15 protein-coding genes are annotated in these 16,974 nt (G+C 67.9%); 8 read left to right on the top strand and 7 right to left on the bottom strand.

Annotated features, from left to right (window positions below):
* Positions 1-18: 18 nt before the first annotated feature.
* From FZ033_RS18975 to FZ033_RS18960, 4 genes are read right to left on the bottom strand one after another with little or no spacing between them, the layout of a single operon-like run.
* Positions 19-423, bottom strand: a complete 405-nt coding sequence (locus FZ033_RS18975; protein ID WP_149577638.1) for an OsmC family protein — start codon at positions 421-423, stop codon at positions 19-21.
* An 8-nt stretch (positions 424-431) separates the two neighbouring features.
* A complete protein-coding gene (locus FZ033_RS18970) occupies positions 432-668 on the bottom strand; it encodes a thioredoxin family protein (protein WP_149577637.1) in 237 nt (78 codons plus the stop codon).
* Positions 669-687: 19 nt separating this feature from the next.
* On the bottom strand, positions 688-1,752 hold the full coding sequence (locus FZ033_RS18965; protein ID WP_149577636.1) for a permease: 1,065 nt from the start codon (positions 1,750-1,752) through the stop codon (positions 688-690).
* Entirely contained in the window at positions 1,749-2,048 is a 300-nt protein-coding gene (locus FZ033_RS18960; protein WP_149577635.1) for an ArsR/SmtB family transcription factor, read from the bottom strand. The genes FZ033_RS18965 and FZ033_RS18960 overlap by 4 nt, the downstream gene beginning before the upstream one ends.
* Before the next feature lie 425 nt (positions 2,049-2,473).
* On the opposite strand from FZ033_RS18960, the gene FZ033_RS18955 reads away from it, so the two are divergent.
* Entirely contained in the window at positions 2,474-3,709 is a 1,236-nt protein-coding gene (locus FZ033_RS18955) for an acyl-CoA dehydrogenase family protein (protein ID WP_149577634.1), read from the top strand.
* 129 nt (positions 3,710-3,838) lie between these two features.
* The gene (locus FZ033_RS18950) at positions 3,839-4,990 is read left to right on the top strand and encodes an LLM class flavin-dependent oxidoreductase (protein WP_149577633.1); all 1,152 of its coding nucleotides are present in this window, start codon (positions 3,839-3,841) and stop codon (positions 4,988-4,990) included.
* Between the two features lie 334 nt (positions 4,991-5,324).
* On the opposite strand, the gene FZ033_RS18945 is transcribed toward FZ033_RS18950, so the two are convergent.
* Entirely contained in the window at positions 5,325-6,905 is a 1,581-nt protein-coding gene (locus tag FZ033_RS18945) for a rhodanese-like domain-containing protein (protein WP_210247919.1), read from the bottom strand.
* Positions 6,906-7,341: 436 nt separating this feature from the next.
* Here FZ033_RS18945 and FZ033_RS18940 point away from each other — a divergent pair, with 436 nt between their 5' ends.
* From FZ033_RS18940 to FZ033_RS18915, 6 genes are all read left to right on the top strand, one after another.
* Positions 7,342-8,229, top strand: coding sequence for an ABC transporter permease (locus FZ033_RS18940; RefSeq protein ID WP_149577632.1), 888 nt, complete (start codon positions 7,342-7,344; stop codon positions 8,227-8,229).
* Between the two features lie 67 nt (positions 8,230-8,296).
* Positions 8,297-9,055 (top strand): ABC transporter ATP-binding protein, encoded by a 759-nt coding sequence (locus FZ033_RS18935; protein ID WP_210247923.1) that lies wholly within the window; start codon positions 8,297-8,299, stop codon positions 9,053-9,055.
* Positions 9,056-9,099: 44 nt separating this feature from the next.
* The gene (locus FZ033_RS18930; RefSeq protein WP_210247918.1) at positions 9,100-10,125 is read left to right on the top strand and encodes a PhnD/SsuA/transferrin family substrate-binding protein; all 1,026 of its coding nucleotides are present in this window, start codon (positions 9,100-9,102) and stop codon (positions 10,123-10,125) included.
* Between the two features lie 26 nt (positions 10,126-10,151).
* Positions 10,152-11,189 (top strand): ABC transporter substrate-binding protein, encoded by a 1,038-nt coding sequence (locus FZ033_RS18925; RefSeq protein WP_149577631.1) that lies wholly within the window; start codon positions 10,152-10,154, stop codon positions 11,187-11,189.
* Between the two features lie 26 nt (positions 11,190-11,215).
* Positions 11,216-12,601, top strand: a complete 1,386-nt coding sequence (locus FZ033_RS18920) for an MmgE/PrpD family protein (RefSeq protein ID WP_149577630.1) — start codon at positions 11,216-11,218, stop codon at positions 12,599-12,601.
* 38 nt (positions 12,602-12,639) lie between these two features.
* The gene (locus tag FZ033_RS18915) at positions 12,640-13,365 is read left to right on the top strand and encodes an SDR family NAD(P)-dependent oxidoreductase (RefSeq protein WP_149577629.1); all 726 of its coding nucleotides are present in this window, start codon (positions 12,640-12,642) and stop codon (positions 13,363-13,365) included.
* A gap of 332 nt (positions 13,366-13,697) precedes the next feature.
* On the opposite strand, the gene FZ033_RS18910 is transcribed toward FZ033_RS18915, so the two are convergent.
* A complete protein-coding gene (locus FZ033_RS18910) occupies positions 13,698-15,524 on the bottom strand; it encodes a SulP family inorganic anion transporter (protein ID WP_149577628.1) in 1,827 nt (608 codons plus the stop codon).
* Between the two features lie 58 nt (positions 15,525-15,582).
* Entirely contained in the window at positions 15,583-16,644 is a 1,062-nt protein-coding gene (locus FZ033_RS18905) for a sulfate ABC transporter substrate-binding protein (protein ID WP_210247917.1), read from the bottom strand.
* Between the last annotated feature and the right edge of the window lie 330 nt (positions 16,645-16,974).

The raw sequence follows: 16,974 nt of genomic DNA, 5'->3' as shown, positions 1-16,974 counted from the left end.
GCAGCGCCTTGATGCGCCTCATGCCTTCCTTCGGATCGTCCCGTCCAATCGGGTCGCTTCCGCCACGGTGTTCGAAATCGTGCCGTACTTGCGGACGTTGGTGTGGAGCAAAGCCAGGCGCTGCTCCGTCTCGTCCGTATCGATGATCAGCTCGTAATCCACCGAGATGATCTTCGGCGGCGCGTCCTGCCGAACGGCGTGGAGCGTGACATCCACCCCGCGCAGCTCGAAATTCAGCATCGGGGTCACCCGCTCGATGCCCTTGATCATGCAGGCCGCGATGGCGGCAAGGAACAGTTCCGCCGGGTTGAAAGCATCGGCGCGCCCGCCAATGTCGGTGTCGAGGGTGATCTCGGCCTCTTTGGTGCGGGCGAGGCTGCCGTGTACGTCGATGCGCGACGCGTGAACCTTGTATTCCAGCATGGCGGCGCTCACGCCGCGAGCCAGCGGGCGAGATCGTCCGGCTTCGGCAGGCCGCCGGCGTGCACCACCTTGCCGTCGATGACGATGCCCGGCGTCGAGGCGATGCCGTATCCGGCGATCACCGCATAGTCGGTGACCTTTTCCACCGTGACGTCGAGCCCGAGCTTGGCCGCCTCATCCCGCACCATCTGCGCCGTTGCCTCGCAGCGAGAGCAGCCGGGGCCCAGCACCTTCACGTCTTTCATGGCTTTTGCCTTTCTTGTTTTAAGAAAACAGCGCGTTGAACAGGAAGCCCACGGCGAGGATGCCGATGCCGACCACGCCCACAAACACGGCAATCAGCTTGAGGCTTAGGACTTTGCGCAGGATGATCATTTCCGGCAGCGACAGGGCGATGACCGCCATCATGAAGGCGAGCACGGTGCCCAGCGCTGCCCCCTTCGCCAGCAGGGCCTCGACCACCGGGATGATGCCCGCGGCATTGGAATACATGGGAATGCCCAGCAGCACCGCAGCCGGAACCGACCACCACGCATCCCGCCCCATGATGGAGGCGAGGAGATCTTCCGGCACATAGCCGTGGATGAAGGCGCCCGCTGCGATGCCGGCGATGATCCACATCCAGACCTTGCCGACGATGTCGCGCACCGCGTCGAGGCCGGCCCTGATGCGATCCACCAGCGTCATACCGTTTGGCGGCAGCTCGACCGGACTGGCACGCACGTTGCGCACCCAGTCTTCCAGCCAGCCCTCCAGGTGCAGGCGTCCGATGACCCAGCCGGCGATAATGGCGATGGAGAGGCCGAATGCCAGATAGGTGAGCGCCACCTTCCAGCCGACCAGCGCGAACAGGAGGCCCAGCGCCACCTCGTTGACCATGGGCGCGGCGATGAGGAAGGAGAAGGTGACGCCCAGGGGCACCCCGGCGGAGACGAAGCCGACGAACAGCGGCACCGCCGAGCAGGAGCAGAAGGGCGTGACGATGCCGAGGCCGGCGGCCGCAATGTTGCCGAGCCCCTCGCGTTTTCCAGCGAGCAGGGCGCGGGTGCGCTCGGCGGAGAAGAAGCTGCGCACCACGCCCATGGCGAAGACCACCAGCGTCAGCAGCATCAGCACCTTGGGCGTGTCGTAGATGAAGAACGCGACCGCTTCAGCGAGATGGCTGCCTTGCTCCACCGGCAGGCGGGCCACTAGCCATTGGGAGAACGGCGCGAGCTGGGCATAGACCACGAACCAGAGGGCGATCGCCGCGGCCGTCACCGCCGCCCAGGTCAGTGACGATGCATCCCTCGGTGGCTTGCGCCCGGTCAATGACAGGTCGGCGCTCATGCGGCTCTCCTGTTCGATGAAGCGTCCAGGGTGGTGAGGACAGCATTGATGATGGTTGCCTGCTCGGCCGGCAGTTCGGGATTGCGACGGTAGCGCACCCATTGGGCGTCCCGCCGATCCACCACGACGCCAGCCTGCTTGAGCACCGCCATATGGCGCGACATGCGGGATTGGGTGACGCCGAGGACGCGCACGAGTTCGCAGACGCAATGCTCGTGCCCATCCCACAGGAGGTGGACCGCCGCGAGGCGGGTGGGTTCGGCCAGGGCCGACAGAAGGGTGAGGGCGGACTGCATACGCTTCTTTTACTTTAATGCGCATATGCGTTCAAGCGCATTTTATAATTAGCTTGTCACTGGGAACGCAGGGCTTCTCGAAATCAGGGGGAATTGAACCCTCACCCTCGACCTCGGAGCGGATATCTATGCTGCGGCTCGAAATAGCAATTTGAGATGGTTGCGTGCCCCCGCAACCAAAAATCCTTAAATACCAGGGATTTCGCAAGGGTCGCCGCAAGGCGGCCTTTTTGCGTTTCGGACCTGGTCCGCACCGGCCCGAGCCGCAGGTCGGCCGCCCCCGCCGTGAACGCGTGGGCATTAAAAATTGACTTAATCGATGGTTTTTATAGTTTGTGTGGATAGGCTGGCACAGCGTGTCGTCGGCCCGGCTGCCCCGATCGCATCCTGATCCCGCCACCCTGATCCTGCCACTGGATTGTCCCATGAACGAAATCGTCACCCCGCCTGCCCTCGATTTCACCGGTCCGCTGGACCCGGCCTCGCCGGCGCTGGAGGCCCTGTTCGGTGTCATCGGCGAGGGCGCGGCGCATCGTGAGTTCGAGCGCATCCTGCCCCACGAGCCCTTGGCCCTCATTCGCAAGGCGAAGCTCGGCGCGCTGCGCCTGCCGGTGGAGGCGGGCGGCGCCGGCGCCTCGTTCCGCGACCTGTTCTCGGTGACGCTGCGCCTTGCGGCGGCGGATGCCAACGTGGCCCACATCCTGCGCAATCACTTCACCTTCGTGGAGCGCTACGCCCGCATCCCCAAGGACGAGACCCAGAAGCGGTGGCGGCGTGAGGTGGCGGCGGGCGCCATCGTGGGCCTCGCCAACACCGAGACCAACGCCAAGGTGGTGGGCGGCGGCATCTTCACCACCGTCCTCCAGCCGGACGGCGACGGCTATCGCATCTCCGGCCAGAAATACTACAGCACCGGCACCCTGTTCTCGGACCTGGTGCTGGTGCGCGTGGCCACGCCCGAGGGCAAGCTCGCCTCGGTGATCCTGCCGGTGGCGCGCGCCGGCATCCAGCTGGTGGATGACTGGGACGGCATCGGCCAGCGCCTCACCGGCAGCGGCACCACCGTGTTCGACAACGTGCGCGTGGAGCCGGACGAGGTGGTGCGCGACGGCGAGACCGTCGGCTACGGCACCGCCTATTCCAGCACCCTGCCCCAGCTCTATCTCACCACGGTGAACGCCGGCATCCTGCGCGCGGTACTCGCCGACGCGAAGGCGGTGCTGAAGCGCCGCACCCACACCTTCTTCTTCGCCCCCGCCGAGGTGCCGACCGAAGACCCGCTGCTGCAGCAGACCATCGGCGAGATCGCCAGCAACGCCTTCGCCGCCGAGACGCTGGTGCTGGCCACGGCGGACGCGCTCGACGTGGCGGACCGCCTGCGCACGTCAGGTGCTCCCACCGAGGCGGTGACCGAGGCCGCCCACGAGGCCGCCCTGCGGGCCGCGCGCTCGAAGGTGGTCATCGACGACCTGGTGTTGCGCTCGGCCTCGCAATTGTTCGACGTGGGCGGAGCCTCGGCCGCGCACCGCGCGCTCAATCTCGACCGGCACTGGCGCAACGCGCGCACCCTCGCCTCGCACAATCCGCGGGCCTACAAGGCGCGCCTGCTGGGCCGCTTCGAAGTGGACGGCACCCCCCTGCCCGCCTCCAGCTTCTTCTGACCCCCCGGACGCCGGGAGCCGGTGGCGGGAGCGATCTTGCCGCCGGCTCCCGGTGCCCACCTCCAAGTGCTTCCCGTTTCGCGCCCGCCTCTTCACGCCTCCCCCCGCGCCCGAGCCGACAGGCCGCACATGACCGCACGGATCACCATCTCGCCCGCCGACTACCCCGACAGTCCGCTGGCGCAGGCGCTGAAGCAGCCTTTGCTGCTCGGCCTGTTCCTGCCCATCCAGAACGGCGGCTGGTCGCCCTCGACCCTGCCGCGCACCACCGACTGGAGCTTCGAGTACAACAAGGCCCTCACGCTGAAGGCCGAGGCGCTGGGCTTCGACCTTGCCTTCGGCCTCGCCCAGTGGATCGGCAAGGACGGCTATGGCGGCGCGCTGAAGTATCGCGAGCAGACCATCGACCCGTTCGTGACGGTGGCGGCGCTCGCCGCGGTGACGCAGCGCATCGTGCTCATCTCCACCATCCACATCCTCTACGGCCCGTGGCACCCGCTGCACCTCGCCAAGTTCGCGGCGACCCTCGACCACATCTCGGGCGGGCGCTTCGGCATCAACATGGTCACCGGCTACGCCCCGCGCGAGCCGAGGATGTTCGGCACTACCCAGATCGAGCACGATGCGCGCTATGCGCGGGCCGCCGAGTTCATCGGCATCGTGGAGCGGCTGTGGGCCTCCACCGAGAACGTCACCATCGACGGTGAATTCTGGAAGCTGGAGGAGGCCTTCGTCTCGCCCCGCCCGAAATACGGCCGGCCCATCCTCGTCAACGCCACCGGCTCGCCCGCCGGCTTCGACTATGCCGCGCAGCATTCCGACCTCGTCTTCATCACCAGCCCGGCGGGGGCGGAGATCGAGGCGGCGCTCGCGGCGCTGCCGGATCACGTGGCCAACCTCAAGGCCCGCGCCAAGGCGGCGGGGCGCGAGGTGCGCGCCATCATCAATCCCATGATCGTGTGCCGGCCCACCGAGCAGGAGGCGAAGGCCTACCACGCCGCCATCCTCGCCCACGCCGACACACAGGCGGTGGACGGCTTCATCGCCCACCACGCCGTCGGCGACAGCCAGGCCTGGAAGAACCACAAGAGCGAGCACCGGGTGCTGGGCGGCAACATCCAGATCATCGGCTCGCCCGAGCAGGTGGCGGACAAGCTGCTGCGCCTGAAGCAGGCGGGCGTGGACGGCGTGCAGCTCGCCTTCTTCGACTTCCAGCCGGACCTCGATTACTTCGGCGAAGCGGTGCTTCCACTGCTGAAGCAGGCCGGCCTGCGGATTTAGGGGGGCGGCTGGGCCAAACGGCTGCGCTTTCGCGCCGCCGGCCCGTTACTGCGACGCCGTCAGAGCCTGTTTAGGAATTCAAAAGGGCAAAACCGCAATCCCGCCCGTCATGCCCGGGCTTGTCCCGGGTATCCACGCCGAACCGCTTGAGGCAGCGTGCGAAAATGGTTCCCAGCCTTACCGCGTGGATGGCCGGAACCCGCATGTTTGCGGGTTCCGTTCTCAGGGACGGAAGTCGGCAACAGCCGACTTCCGGGTCAAGCCCGGCCATGACGATGGTAAAGCGCCTGTGAGGGCTGACAGCGCCCAACTGGGAGAAGTTTCAAATGGGCTCTTAGAGCCCGGATACCAGCCGGAAACCGCCGCCGCCCTCGGCCGCAACCTGCTGGGGTAGCTGCTCCTCCCATCCCAGATACGTGCGCATCGCCTCGGCATTGCCGTCGTGGCGGTCGTGGGCCCAGAACAGATAGTCGATGCGCTCGGCATCCGGCGGGCTGTGGGGGGGTGCCTCCACCGGCAGACCGGCGGCACTCCAGGCCGCAAGACCACCCGCCACCGCGACGATGCGGGCCGGGGTGATCTCTTTCAGGTCGAGCGCCGCCAGCGCCGCCACCGTCTCGTCCGCGAACAGCACGATGACCGGCGCTCCGAGCACCGCCGGCGGCAGGCCGGCAAGGCGCGGGCGGATGCTCCACACCGCCCCGGCCGCATGGCCGGCCCTGAACGCGGCGCTGGCCTCCAGCGACACCGCCCGTCCGCCGGCGGCGATCAGGGCGGCGGCCTCCACGGCGGACACGGTCGCAACCGGCGCGAGGAGGGTGGCGGGCGGCGGCGGGATGCGCAGCCGGTCGCGCGGCCCCTCCAGCACATGGACATCCTCGCCCAGCTGGATCAGCCAGTGCCCCGTCATGCGGGCGCGCACCCCGTCGTCGTCCACCAGCGCGATGCGGGCCCGCTGCACCCCCACCCAGCGGTCGAGGGCCTGTACGAGCTGCCCGCCGGGCGCGGGGACGGCGCCGGGCAGCGGATCGGCCTGCCGCTCCGCCTCATCGCGCAGGTCGAAGACATAGGTGGTGCGCGTGGCCGCCGCGTCGGTCAGCCAGAGGGCGAGGCGGTCCTGGTCGACGACCGGAACGCCGAAGCGCCGACGCACCGCCTCGGCCCGCCCGCGCGCCGCCGAGGTGGTCTCGAACTCGAAGTCGCCGATGGTGCCGTGTTCAAGATCGAGCCCGGCGAGCCGCCAGCCCTGGGTACCGCCCTTCAGCGCCAGCACGCGATTGGGAACGCCAGCGTCTATAAGGGATTGCGCGCCGATGATGCCCCGCGTCCGCCCGGCACAGGACACCACCACCAGTTGATCTTGATGTGTGACGAAGGTGTCGAACTTCAGCACCAGATCGGCCCCCGGACAGCTCACCGCGTCGGGCACGTGGAAGCGCTCGAACTCCTCCGGCGTGCGGCTGTCCAGCACCACCACATCGGCCTCACCGCGCCGCAGCCGGTCAAGCTCGGCGGCCTCGATGGCGGGGGTGTGGAAGGCATGCTCCACCACCTCCGCAAACGCCTTGCTGCGGCTGTTCACGCTCTTAAACATTTGATTTTTCGTAGAAATCCAGGCGGGAATGCCGCCCTCCAGAACCGCGACATCGCCGTAGCCAAGCGCCCCAAGCCGCCGCGCCGCAAGCTGCGCCAGGCCATCGCCGTCATCCACCAAGACCACCGGCGTGGCCCGGCGCGGCACCAGCGCGACCACCTGCAATTCCAGCCGGCTGTAGGGCGCATTGACCGAGAAGAAGAGGTGCCCCTCCCCGAATTCACCCTCCTCCCGGACATCGAGCAGCGCTAATTCTCCCTGCTCTTCCAATACCTTGCGTAGCTGGGGCACGTCGATGATGTGGGCGGTGAAAGGCGGCAAGGCGTTAGTCTTTCTATTTTTATATTAATTCTATTGATTAAATTTTATCACATTGACCCGACACTGAAAAGCCGCAGCACCAGCCGGACGGCCGCTCTCTCCCGGCCTGGCGTCCCCGCCCTCACCACGGCGCGCATGGCCTACCATCCCCTTGCCAAAACAGAAGAAAGTGCGGCTCGCTCCAAGGACACACCCGATCTGGCGCTCCACACGTCCCAGCCCTTCCGGCCCTTTCGCCAGGACCAGCCGACTTTTAGTTGACTTATTCAATTGAATTAATGAATTTATGGACGCGCCGCGACCGCAGGGCTTTGCCTGCAGCGGGCCAGCACCGTCACAACACAGTCCCAGGAGAAGGCATCGTGGTTCGCGTCCACCCGCATCCGCACCCGGCAGGACCTGTCGCCTCCCTCTCCAACATCGGTGCGGCCTGACCATGGCCCAGCCGTCCCGCGCCGACATTCCCCCGTTCGAGCCACCCAACCCGACCCCGCCCAAAGGCCCGGTCCTGGTCGATCTGAGCAGGCCGCCGCAGGCCAGCCGAACCCGTTCGCGCTTCGCCCTGTCCTCCCGGCTGCTTTCCCGCGCCTTGGTGCCGGCGCTGCTGCTCGGCGTCTGGCAGGCCGCCTCGCATTTCGGCATCGTGGCGCCGGAAACCCTTCCAGCGCCTACCGAAATCGGCGCGGCCTTCGCCGAGCTGATTCGCACCGGTGAGTTGCAGAGCGCCATTCCCACCTCGCTCGCCCGCGCTTTGGTGGGCCTTGCCCTCGGCGCCGCCACGGGGCTGCTGCTGGGCCTGTTCGCCGGCCTGTGGCGTATCGGCGAGGAGTTGTTCGATGCGCCGCTGCAGATGCTGCGGACCATCCCCTTCATCGCCATGATCCCGCTCTTCATCATCTGGTTCGGCATCGGCGAGCAGGCCAAGATCGCCCTCATCTACGGCGCCACCATCTTCCCGGTCTATCTCAACACCTATGCCGGCGTGCGCGGCGTGGACCAGAAGCTGATCGAGGCGGCCAAGGTGTTCGGCCTCTCCCATCGGCTCATCGCGGTCCGGGTCATCATCCCCACCGCCCTGCCCTCGATCCTGGTGGGCCTGCGCTACGCCGCCGGCGTCTCCCTGCTGGCGCTGGTGGCGGCCGAGCAGATCAATGCCCGCTCGGGCATCGGCTACATCCTCATAAACGCCAACCAGAACCAGCGCACCGACATCATCATCGCCGGCATCATCGTCTACGCGCTGCTGGGCATCGTCATCGACCTGATCATGCGCGTGGTGGAACGCCTCGCCCTGCCCTGGAGGCCCAGCCTTGTCCTTGCTTAGCCCCGCCCCGGCCGCGGCCCCCTACATTCCCACCGCCGCTCCCGCGGACGCCCTTGCCGCGTCGGCCCTGGCGGACCAGCCGCTGGCCGTGCGCCTTTCCGGCGTGCGCCGGGTGTTCGGCGCGCGCGCCGTCCTCGACGGCATCGATCTTGATGTGCGGCGCGGCGAGTTCGTCTCGCTGCTGGGGCCGTCCGGCACCGGCAAGACTACGCTCCTGCGCATCCTCGCCGGGCTCGACACCGCCGACGGCGGCCGTGTCGAGGTGGCCGCCGCCCGCTCGGTGGTGTTCCAGGAGCCGCGCCTCGTGCCGGCGAAGCGGGTGTGGCAGAACGTGGTCATCGGCCACAAGCAGAATGCCGCCACCCGCCGCCAGGCCGCCGCCGCGCTGGAAGAGGTCGGCCTCGGCCGGCACACGGACGTTTGGCCGAAAACCCTGTCCGGCGGCGAGGCCCAGCGGGTGGCGCTGGCCCGGGCGCTGGCCAAGGAGCCCGATCTCCTGCTGCTGGACGAGCCGTTCGCGGCGCTGGACGCCCTCACGCGCATCCGCATGCACGATCTGGTGGCCCAGCTCTGGCGGCGGCATCTGCCGGCCGTGGTGCTGGTCACCCATGACGTGGACGAGGCCATCCTCATGTCCGACCGCGTCATCGTGCTGAACGGCGGCCAGGTGCGGTTCGACACCCGCGTCGGCCTGCCGCGCCCCCGCCAGCGCGGCGATGCCGGATTCACCGCCCTGCGCATGCGCCTGCTGGCCGAGCTGGGTGTCGTCACCTCCGACACGCCCGCAAACGGCACGCTGCCCCAGACCCCGCTCGCCCTCGCCTGAGGCGACCCGACCCAGCCCCTTGATTCACCCCCGGAGTTCCTTGCGTGACCTTCTCCCGCCTCCCCTCCCGCCGTCTCGTGCTCGCCGCCGGCACCGGCCTTGTCCTGTCCTCGCTCTCGGCCATGGCGCCTGCCGCCGCGCAGGGCGAAAAGGTGAAGCTGCTGGTGGGCTACCAGGACCTCACGGTGCCCTCCACGGTGGACGCCTCCAAAGTCCTGGAAGGCGCGCCCTACGAGGTCGAATGGGTGATCCTGCCCGGCCCGGCGGCCCAGCTCTCGGCCCTCTACTCGAAGAACATCGATGTGGGCCACATGGGCGACACCTCGCTCATCATCGAACAGGGCAAGGCGAAGGACGACTGGTCCGCCGCCAACCCGCCGTTGCAGATCGTCGCCGGCTGGCGGGCCAATGATGCGAAGTATCCGCCCATCGTCACGGTGGTGCGCACGGATGCCAATATCAACACGCTGGCGGAGCTGCGCGGCAAGAAGTGGGCGTACAATTTCGGTGGCTTCAACTACCTGCAATACGTCCTGTCCGGCCTGAAGGCGGGCCTGACGCCGAAGGACTACGAGCCGGTGCAGCTCGGCGACCAGAATGCCACGGCGGCGGCGTTCAACTCGGGCCGCGTGGACGCCTATTCCGGCTCCATCGCGCCGGTGGGCGAAGCCATCGAGAAGGGCGCGGCGCGCGTCATCGTCAACAGCGACGAGCTGGACATCCCGGCGCTCAACGTCTTCACCGCGCGCGGTGACGTGCTGAAGGATCCCGCCAAGAAGGCGGCCATCGCCGACTTCCTCGCCCGGGTGCGCACCCATTGGACCTGGTACGCCAACAACCTTGACACGGTGGAAAAGCTCTACATCGACAAGGTCAAGCAGACCCCCGCCCGCGCCAAGCTAACCACGGTCTACCAGAAGGCCAATTTCCGCCCGCTCGACGACGATCTGGTGAAGCGCGAGCAGCACATCGCCGACGTGCTGTTCGAGGCCGGGGCGGTCCCCAAGAAGATCGACGTGAACGTCGAGTTCAACCGCAGCTTCAACGCCGCCACAGTCGGCGGCAACTGAGCAGCCGGGCCGGCAGGGAGAACGCCATGACGTCCGCAAATCGTGCCTCGGCGAAGACCGCCTTTGCCACGCCCTTCCAGCGGTGGGGAGCCCTGTTCCTCGCCGGCGCGCTGGCGGCGCTGTCCTGCGCCACGACGCAGGCGGCGGATGCCAGGCTGAAGGTGGGCTACCAGGATTCCACCCTGCCGGAGCTGGCCCGCGCCTCCGGCGTCTTCGACGACGCACCCTATGGCGTGGAGTGGGTGGTGCTTCCAGGGCCGGCGGCGCAGCTCTCGGCGGTCTATTCCAAGGCCATCGACCTTGCCCATCTCGGCGACACCTCCCTCATCATCGAGCAGGCCAAGGCGCCGGACGCCTGGGCGCAGAAGGTGCCCCCGCTCCAGATCATCGCCGGCTGGCGCAACACCGACGCGCGCTATCCCCGCATCGTCACCGCCGCTCGCACCCGCACCAACGCAGAGCGGCCGGAAGACCTCAAGGGCCGCAAGTGGGCCTTCAATTTCGGCGGCCTCAACTATGTCCAGTATCTCCTCGCCCTGAAGAAAGCCGGCCTGACTGCCTCCGAGATCGAGCCGGTCCAGTTCGGCGACGGCAATGCGGCCGCCACCGCCTTCAATGCCGACCACGTGGATGTCTATTCCGGCGTCGGCGCACTGGTGGGCGAGGCGGTGGAGAAGGGCCAGGCCCGCATCGTGCTCACCAGCGACGACCTCGACGTGCCGACCCTCGGTGTGTTCGCCGCCCGTGGCGAGGCCATCGCCGATCCCGCCCGGCGCGCCGTGCTCGACGATTTCCTCGGCCGGCTCGGGCGCTACTTCGCCTGGTATTCGGCCAACCTCGACACGGTCGAGCGCATCTATGTGGACCGGGTGAAGCAGAGCGCGGCGCGCGCCCGCTATTATGTGGAATTCGGCAAGGCCCGCTTCCGCCCCATCGACGCCGACCTGATCCGCCGCGAGCAGAAGATCGCCGACACCCTGTTCGAGGCCGGCGCGATCGCACGGAAGATCGACGTCGGCGTCGAGTTCAACACCACTTTCAACGCCACCACCGCCGTCGATTGAGCGGCGAACCTTTTCAGGGCACCGCCATGTTCATCTCCGTGAAGCACCCGTCCGACGCCGCCGCTCGCCCCGATGTCACCGCGGCCGTGGTCCAGTCCGCTGCGCGCATCGGCTATGACGACCTGCCCGCCAGCGTCGTGGCCACCACCAAGCGCGTGCTGCTGGACACCCTCGCCGTGGCGTGGGCGGCGGGCGAGGCGGGCGGGGTGAATGCGGCGCGCGCCATGGCGCTGCGCGGCGCCCCGGGCCATGCCAGCCTGTGGGGCCATCGCGGCACGCGGCGCGAACCTTCGGCCGCCGCCTTCTTCAACGGCACGCTGGGCGCCGCCCTCGATTTCGACAGCCTCGCGGGGCAGGTGCATGCGGATGTCATCGTCGTGCCCGCTGCCATCGCCGTGGCGGAGCAGCAGCGCCGCAGCGGCCGCGAGCTCATCGCCGCGCTGGCGCTGGGCAACGAACTGACCATCCGCCTCGCCGCCGCCACCACCTCCAACAGGGGCTGGTTTCACACCTCCATCGCCGGCATCTTCGGCGCCACGCTGGCCTCAGCCCGGCTGCGCGGCCTCGACGTGAGCCGCACCCACAACGCGCTCGGCATCGCTTTGTGCCAGGCCGGCGGCACCCAGCAGAGCCATGTGGAGCAGCGCCTGACGAAGCGCCTGCAATCGGCCTTCGCCGCCCGCGACGGCGTCATCTCAGCAGACCTCGCGGCCCTCGGCGTCACCGGCCCGAAGGCGGCGTTCGAGGGACCGTTCGGCCTGTTCGCGCTGTTCGAGGACGGCGCGGCGGCGGACGTGCTCGACGGCTTCGGCAGCCGCTACCTGCTGCTGGAGACAGCACTGAAGCGCTTCCCCGCCTGCGGCTGCAGCCACGCGGCGCTCCAGGCGGCAAGCGAACTGGTGGAACGCCACGGCATCGGCGCCGACGATGTGGCGCGGGGCGAGATTGTCATTACTCCCTACATGGACCGTCTCGTGGGTGGGGCGTTCACGCCGGAGGCGAACCCGCAGGTCGCGGGGCAGTTCAACGTGCGCTACGGCGTCGCCGCCACCCTGCTGCGCGGCGCATTCGGCCTCGCCGACATCGAGCCGTTGGCGGTGCTCGATCCCGCCATCCGGCCCATCGTGGATCGCCTGTCCGTGCGCGTGGACGAGACCCGCACCGGCACCTTCGCCCCGGCGGACGTGACCTTCGAGACCCATGACGGACGCCGCCTTCATCAGCGTGTCGAAACCCTGCCCGGCAGCCCAGCGGCGCCTCTCTCCGAAGAGGAGATCTACGCCAAGCTCGTCGGCAGTCTCACCTTCGGCCCCAGCGCCCTCGCCAAGGCGCAGGCGGACGCGCTGATCCAGCGCATCGGGCGGCTGGAAGGCGTGGATGACATTTCCGCGCTGTTCGACCTGGTGCGCTGACCCGGCAAACGCATGCAAGCCGACAAGGAGAGCAAGAGATGAGAGCGGGCTTCGAGGGCAAGGTCATCTGGATTACCGGCGCCTCCGGTGCGCTCGGGCGGGCGAGCGCCGAACGGCTCGCCGCCGCGGGCGCGACCGTCATCGCCTCCTCCCGGCGCCGCGAGACCCTGCCGGAGAGCGAGCGCATCGTGCCCCTGCCCCTCGACGTCACCTCCTCGGCGGCGACGGACGCGGCGGCGCAGGAGATCGTCGCCCGGTTCGGACGCCTCGACGGGCTCGTGACCAGCACCAACGTGCCGGTCTTCGGCGATTTCCTGGAGCTGGACGATGCGGCCTGGCAGCAGGTGATCGACGCCAAGCTGCTCGGCACGGTCCGGCTGGTGCGTGCGGCGCTGCCGCACTTCATCGCCGCGGGCAAGGGCAGCGTGGTCGTCCTGAGCGGGCGCGGCGGCATCGATCCCTCGCCGCAGCATTTGCCCGGCTCGTCCGTCAATGCCGCATTGATCCTGCTGGTGCACGGCCTCGGCGCCGTCTACGGGCCGAAGGGCGTGCGCGTGAATGCCGTGTCCCCCGGCCCCATCAAGTCCCCGCGCCTCGACGCCCTGAATGCCGCCGGAACGGGAAAGCCGTCGCAGACGCCCATTCCCGGCCCGGGACTGCCCACGGACGTCGCCGATGCGGTGGCCTTCCTGCTCTCCGACGAAGCCCGCTTCATCACCGGCGCCAACCTATTCGTGGACGGCGGCGGGCGCGCCCTGTCCTGACCCTTGATGTCCCAACCCTTGGTGTCCTGGGCCGCGTCCGCGCCGCGCGCCATCGGTGCCGGGCGTATCCTTTGCCATCGAGCCCGCCGGCACCTTCGGCCTCGTGGGCGGCCGGCGCTCCGTTCTGGAGCGCCCGGACCACCGGGGCGCCTGCCATTTCACGGCCCCTGACTGCGGAGCCTTCCATGCTGGCCCCGAGGTGGTGCTGAGCGCCGACACGTTGCAAGAACTCGGCAAGAGCTTGACCACCACACCGTCGTGGTTTTCCGCGCCCGCGCCTCAGCGCTGAGCGCCCGTCATCAACGGATGGCAAGGCGTGGTTGCGCGCGGCATCAGACCAGATAGTAAGCGAGCTTCGCGCTGCTGAGGTCTTCCCAGTCGCCGCGCAGGCCGCGCCGGGCCGGGTCGGAGCGGACATCGATGGCCGCCAGCGCATAGGCGCGACGGATGGCCTTCAAGGTCGCCGAGAAGTCTTCCGATTCCTCAAGGAAGATACGGTCAGCGGGCAGGCGATCGGCAATGCCGATCCGCTCCAAGGCGGCCAGAAGATCCGGCCGCACGCCGGCAAGCAGCACCGTGAGCCCGCGCTCCTGCGCATCCTTGAGGAAGATGTCGAGCACCTCGAGGCCCACCACGTCCGGATTGCGCACCCGCTTCAGTCGCAGCACGATGTAGCGGATGCCCTGCCGGTCGGCATCGTGGGTCGCCTGCTCCAGGAAACGCTCAAGGTCGGGCGCGGCGCCGAAGAAGAGTTCCCCCTCGAAGTCATAGATCAGCACGCCCTGGGCCGGCGGATCCGTCGCCACGCGCGCCCGCACCACCCGCTCGGGTGTCACCACCAGTTCGGCCGCCTTCAGCCGGGACGCGCGAGTCACGTACCAGGCGATGGAGATGGCGGCGCCGATGAGGATCGCGAACTCGATGTTGATGGCGATCGCGGCAAAGGCGGTGGCGACGAGCAGCGCGGCGTCGTAACGCGATCCGCGCAGGATGTAGCGCAGCCGCTCGAAATCGAAGAGCCGCGCCGCCGCCACCATGAGCAGGCCGGAGAGCAGCGCCTTGGGCACGTAGGAGGCGAGCGGCGCAAATGCCAGCACTGTGATGGCGACGAAGCCCGCCGTGACCAGGCCCGAAAAGCGCGTCGCGGCGCCGGCCTGGTAATTGATGGCCGTGCGCGAGAGCGATCCGGCTCCCGGCATGCAGCGGAAGAAGCCACCGGCCAGATTGCCGATGCCCTCGGCGAGGATCTGGCGATTATAGTCGAGCTTCTGGCCTGACTTGTGGGCGATGGCCTTGGCGATGGCCAAGGCCTCCAGCAGGCCGAGGATGGCGATGGCCGCCGCGCTGGCGCTGAGATCGATGGCCCAGCTGGCTTTCACCTCCGGCACATGCAGCGACGGCAGGCTGGAGGGGATCGCCTCGATCAGCGCGATGGCGGGTTTCGCGCCCGGGGCCGCAGTCGACCATCCTGCCAGATAGGCGGCCCCGGCGCCGAAGATGAAGACGAACAGCATGTCGAGCTGGGGCAGCCGATAGCGCCGCACGAGCTTGCGCGACGCGATGGCGAGGATGACGGCGCCGACGCTGACGGTCACCGCCTTCCAGTTCCAGGGCGCATCCTGGGTCAGGGTGAGATAGAGCCGCTCCAGCACGTGCTGGTGGCCGGTTCCCTGCGCCTTGATCCCGAGCGCGTTCGCCACCTGCCCGATGATGGTGAGCGTCGCCGCGCCGATGATGAAGCCGGTGACTACCGATTCGGAGATGTAGCGCGTGAGGTCGCCGAGGCGGGTGACGGCGATCAGGATCTGGATGGCGCCGATCATGATGGCGAGGAGGAACATGGCCTCGAAGGAATCAAGCTGCGCCTGGGGATCGAAGATGGCGAGCGCGCTGAACACCACGAGGGACACGGCCCCGGTCGGACCATTGATGAGATGGCGCGACGAGCCGAAGATCGCCGCCACCGCCGTGAACACGATAGCCGTGTAGAGGCCGAAGCGCGGATCGACCCCCGCCACCAGCGCGTAGGCCATGCTCTGCGGCAGGGACAGCGCCGCGACGGTCAGGCCGGCCACCAAATCGGCACGCACGATGCCCAGCGTGCGCGCGACACCGCCTGCAGCTTTTGGAGCGGGGATGGCTTTGGCTGCGTCGGTCATGTCCTATCCTTGCGGCGCGGGCAGCAGAAAGAAAAAGCGGGAAAAACCGTGGCCGCGTTCAGTCGATACGGGGCTTCGGCGAATAGACGGCATCGATGATCCCGTTCTCGGCGAAGAAGCGGTTCTGCGCATCGACCCAGTCCCGCGCGATGGCGGTGATCGGGAACAGGCGGATGTCCGGCAGGCGATCTGCGTGACGGGCGAGGATCTGCGCGTTGAACGGCCGATAGCCCTCGCGCGCGATGATCTCCTGCGCCTCGTCGGTGAAGAGGAAGTTCAGGTAGGCCTTCGCCTGCACCTCGCTGCCGTGCTTGACCACATTGGCATCGACCCAGGCCACGGTGGGCTCGGCACGAATGCTGATGGGCGGATAGACCACCTCCAGCGCGCCCTTCGATTCCTTCGCTTCACGCAGGGCCTCGTTCTCCCACGCGAGATGGACATCGCCCTTCTTCTCCACCGCGAACGCGACGCCGGCGGACCGCGCCGCCGGATCGAGAAACGGCGCGTGGTCGTAGATGGCCTTCAGCAGAGCGCGCGCCTCGCGCTCGTCGCCGCCACGCACCACCACGGACCCCCAGGCGGCGAGGGCCGCGAGCTTGCCGTTGCCGGACGTCTTCGGGTCCGGGACGATCACCTCCACGCCACCCTTCGCAAGGTCCGGCCAGTCGTGAATAGCGTGCGGATTACCTTTCCGCACCACGAAGACAATGGTCGATTCATAGGGGCGCGAATTGTTGGGAAGTCTTTTCTCCCACCCGTCGGGAATAAGGCCCTTGTTGCGGAGCGCATCCACGTCGGACGGCAGGCCCAGCGTCACCACATCCGCCTTGAGCTCGCCCTTCGCCACCAGCCGGGCCTGATAGGACGAGCCCGCATGGGACTGCCGGACCGCAACAGACGATCCGCTTTGCGCTTCATACTGCTTGATGAATTGCGGATTGAGGGCCTGATAGAGTTCCCGCGTGGGGTCGTAGGAGACATTCAGGATGTAATGGGCAACAAAGCCCTGGCTGTTCTTCGTCACCAGAACGAGGCCAGCAACCGCGATCGCGACGACGGCGCCGATATTGAGCCAAGGAATGCGCCGGAAACCGAGCCGCTTGCTGCCTTCAGCCACAGTCGCGGCTCCATTTTCTATTCAGTCTATCGACTTTATGTAATTAAAGTGACATGTCAAGCGCCACGCATTGAATGCGAGCTATTGCTTCCGTCCGCACCAGAACATCATCGCCGGCCGGCTTCCCGTGCGGTTCAGGGCGGCTGATTTGCGACGCAGAATTATGTGGGAGCGAAGGCGCGCCGGCCGGCCCGAGGCTCAGGCGTCGCGGCCCGCCTCTGCCGTTAGCCGCAAGAGCGGTCCGGCTGCGGGCGGGCGGGAAATTCGTTCGAGAGCCTTGCGCATCAGCCCTCGGCCAGGCCCACGTGGCGCTCGGAGCACGCCCCTCTC

Origin of the sequence: Xanthobacter oligotrophicus, from assembly GCF_008364685.1 — a bacterium.
In the GTDB taxonomy this organism is placed as follows: domain Bacteria; phylum Pseudomonadota; class Alphaproteobacteria; order Rhizobiales; family Xanthobacteraceae; genus Xanthobacter; species Xanthobacter oligotrophicus.
Note: the sequence above shows the minus strand (reverse complement) of the source record. Positions and strands in the feature narration are given on the sequence as shown.

Bases quoted from the DNA above. Each gene is read 5' to 3' on its own strand.
- FZ033_RS18955 (WP_149577634.1), top strand. From the start codon at position 2,474: ATGAACGAAATCGTCACCCCGCCTGCCCTCGATTTCACCGGTCCGCTG.
- FZ033_RS18940 (WP_149577632.1), top strand. From the start codon at position 7,342: ATGGCCCAGCCGTCCCGCGCCGACATTCCCCCGTTCGAGCCACCCAAC.
- FZ033_RS18910 (WP_149577628.1), bottom strand. From the start codon at position 15,524: ATGACCGACGCAGCCAAAGCCATCCCCGCTCCAAAAGCTGCAGGCGGT.
- FZ033_RS18965 (WP_149577636.1), bottom strand. From the start codon at position 1,752: ATGAGCGCCGACCTGTCATTGACCGGGCGCAAGCCACCGAGGGATGCA.
- FZ033_RS18950 (WP_149577633.1), top strand. From the start codon at position 3,839: ATGACCGCACGGATCACCATCTCGCCCGCCGACTACCCCGACAGTCCG.
- FZ033_RS18960 (WP_149577635.1), bottom strand. From the start codon at position 2,048: ATGCAGTCCGCCCTCACCCTTCTGTCGGCCCTGGCCGAACCCACCCGC.
- FZ033_RS18975 (WP_149577638.1), bottom strand. From the start codon at position 423: ATGCTGGAATACAAGGTTCACGCGTCGCGCATCGACGTACACGGCAGC.
- FZ033_RS18920 (WP_149577630.1), top strand. From the start codon at position 11,216: ATGTTCATCTCCGTGAAGCACCCGTCCGACGCCGCCGCTCGCCCCGAT.
- FZ033_RS18915 (WP_149577629.1), top strand. From the start codon at position 12,640: ATGAGAGCGGGCTTCGAGGGCAAGGTCATCTGGATTACCGGCGCCTCC.
- FZ033_RS18970 (WP_149577637.1), bottom strand. From the start codon at position 668: ATGAAAGACGTGAAGGTGCTGGGCCCCGGCTGCTCTCGCTGCGAGGCA.
- FZ033_RS18925 (WP_149577631.1), top strand. From the start codon at position 10,152: ATGACGTCCGCAAATCGTGCCTCGGCGAAGACCGCCTTTGCCACGCCC.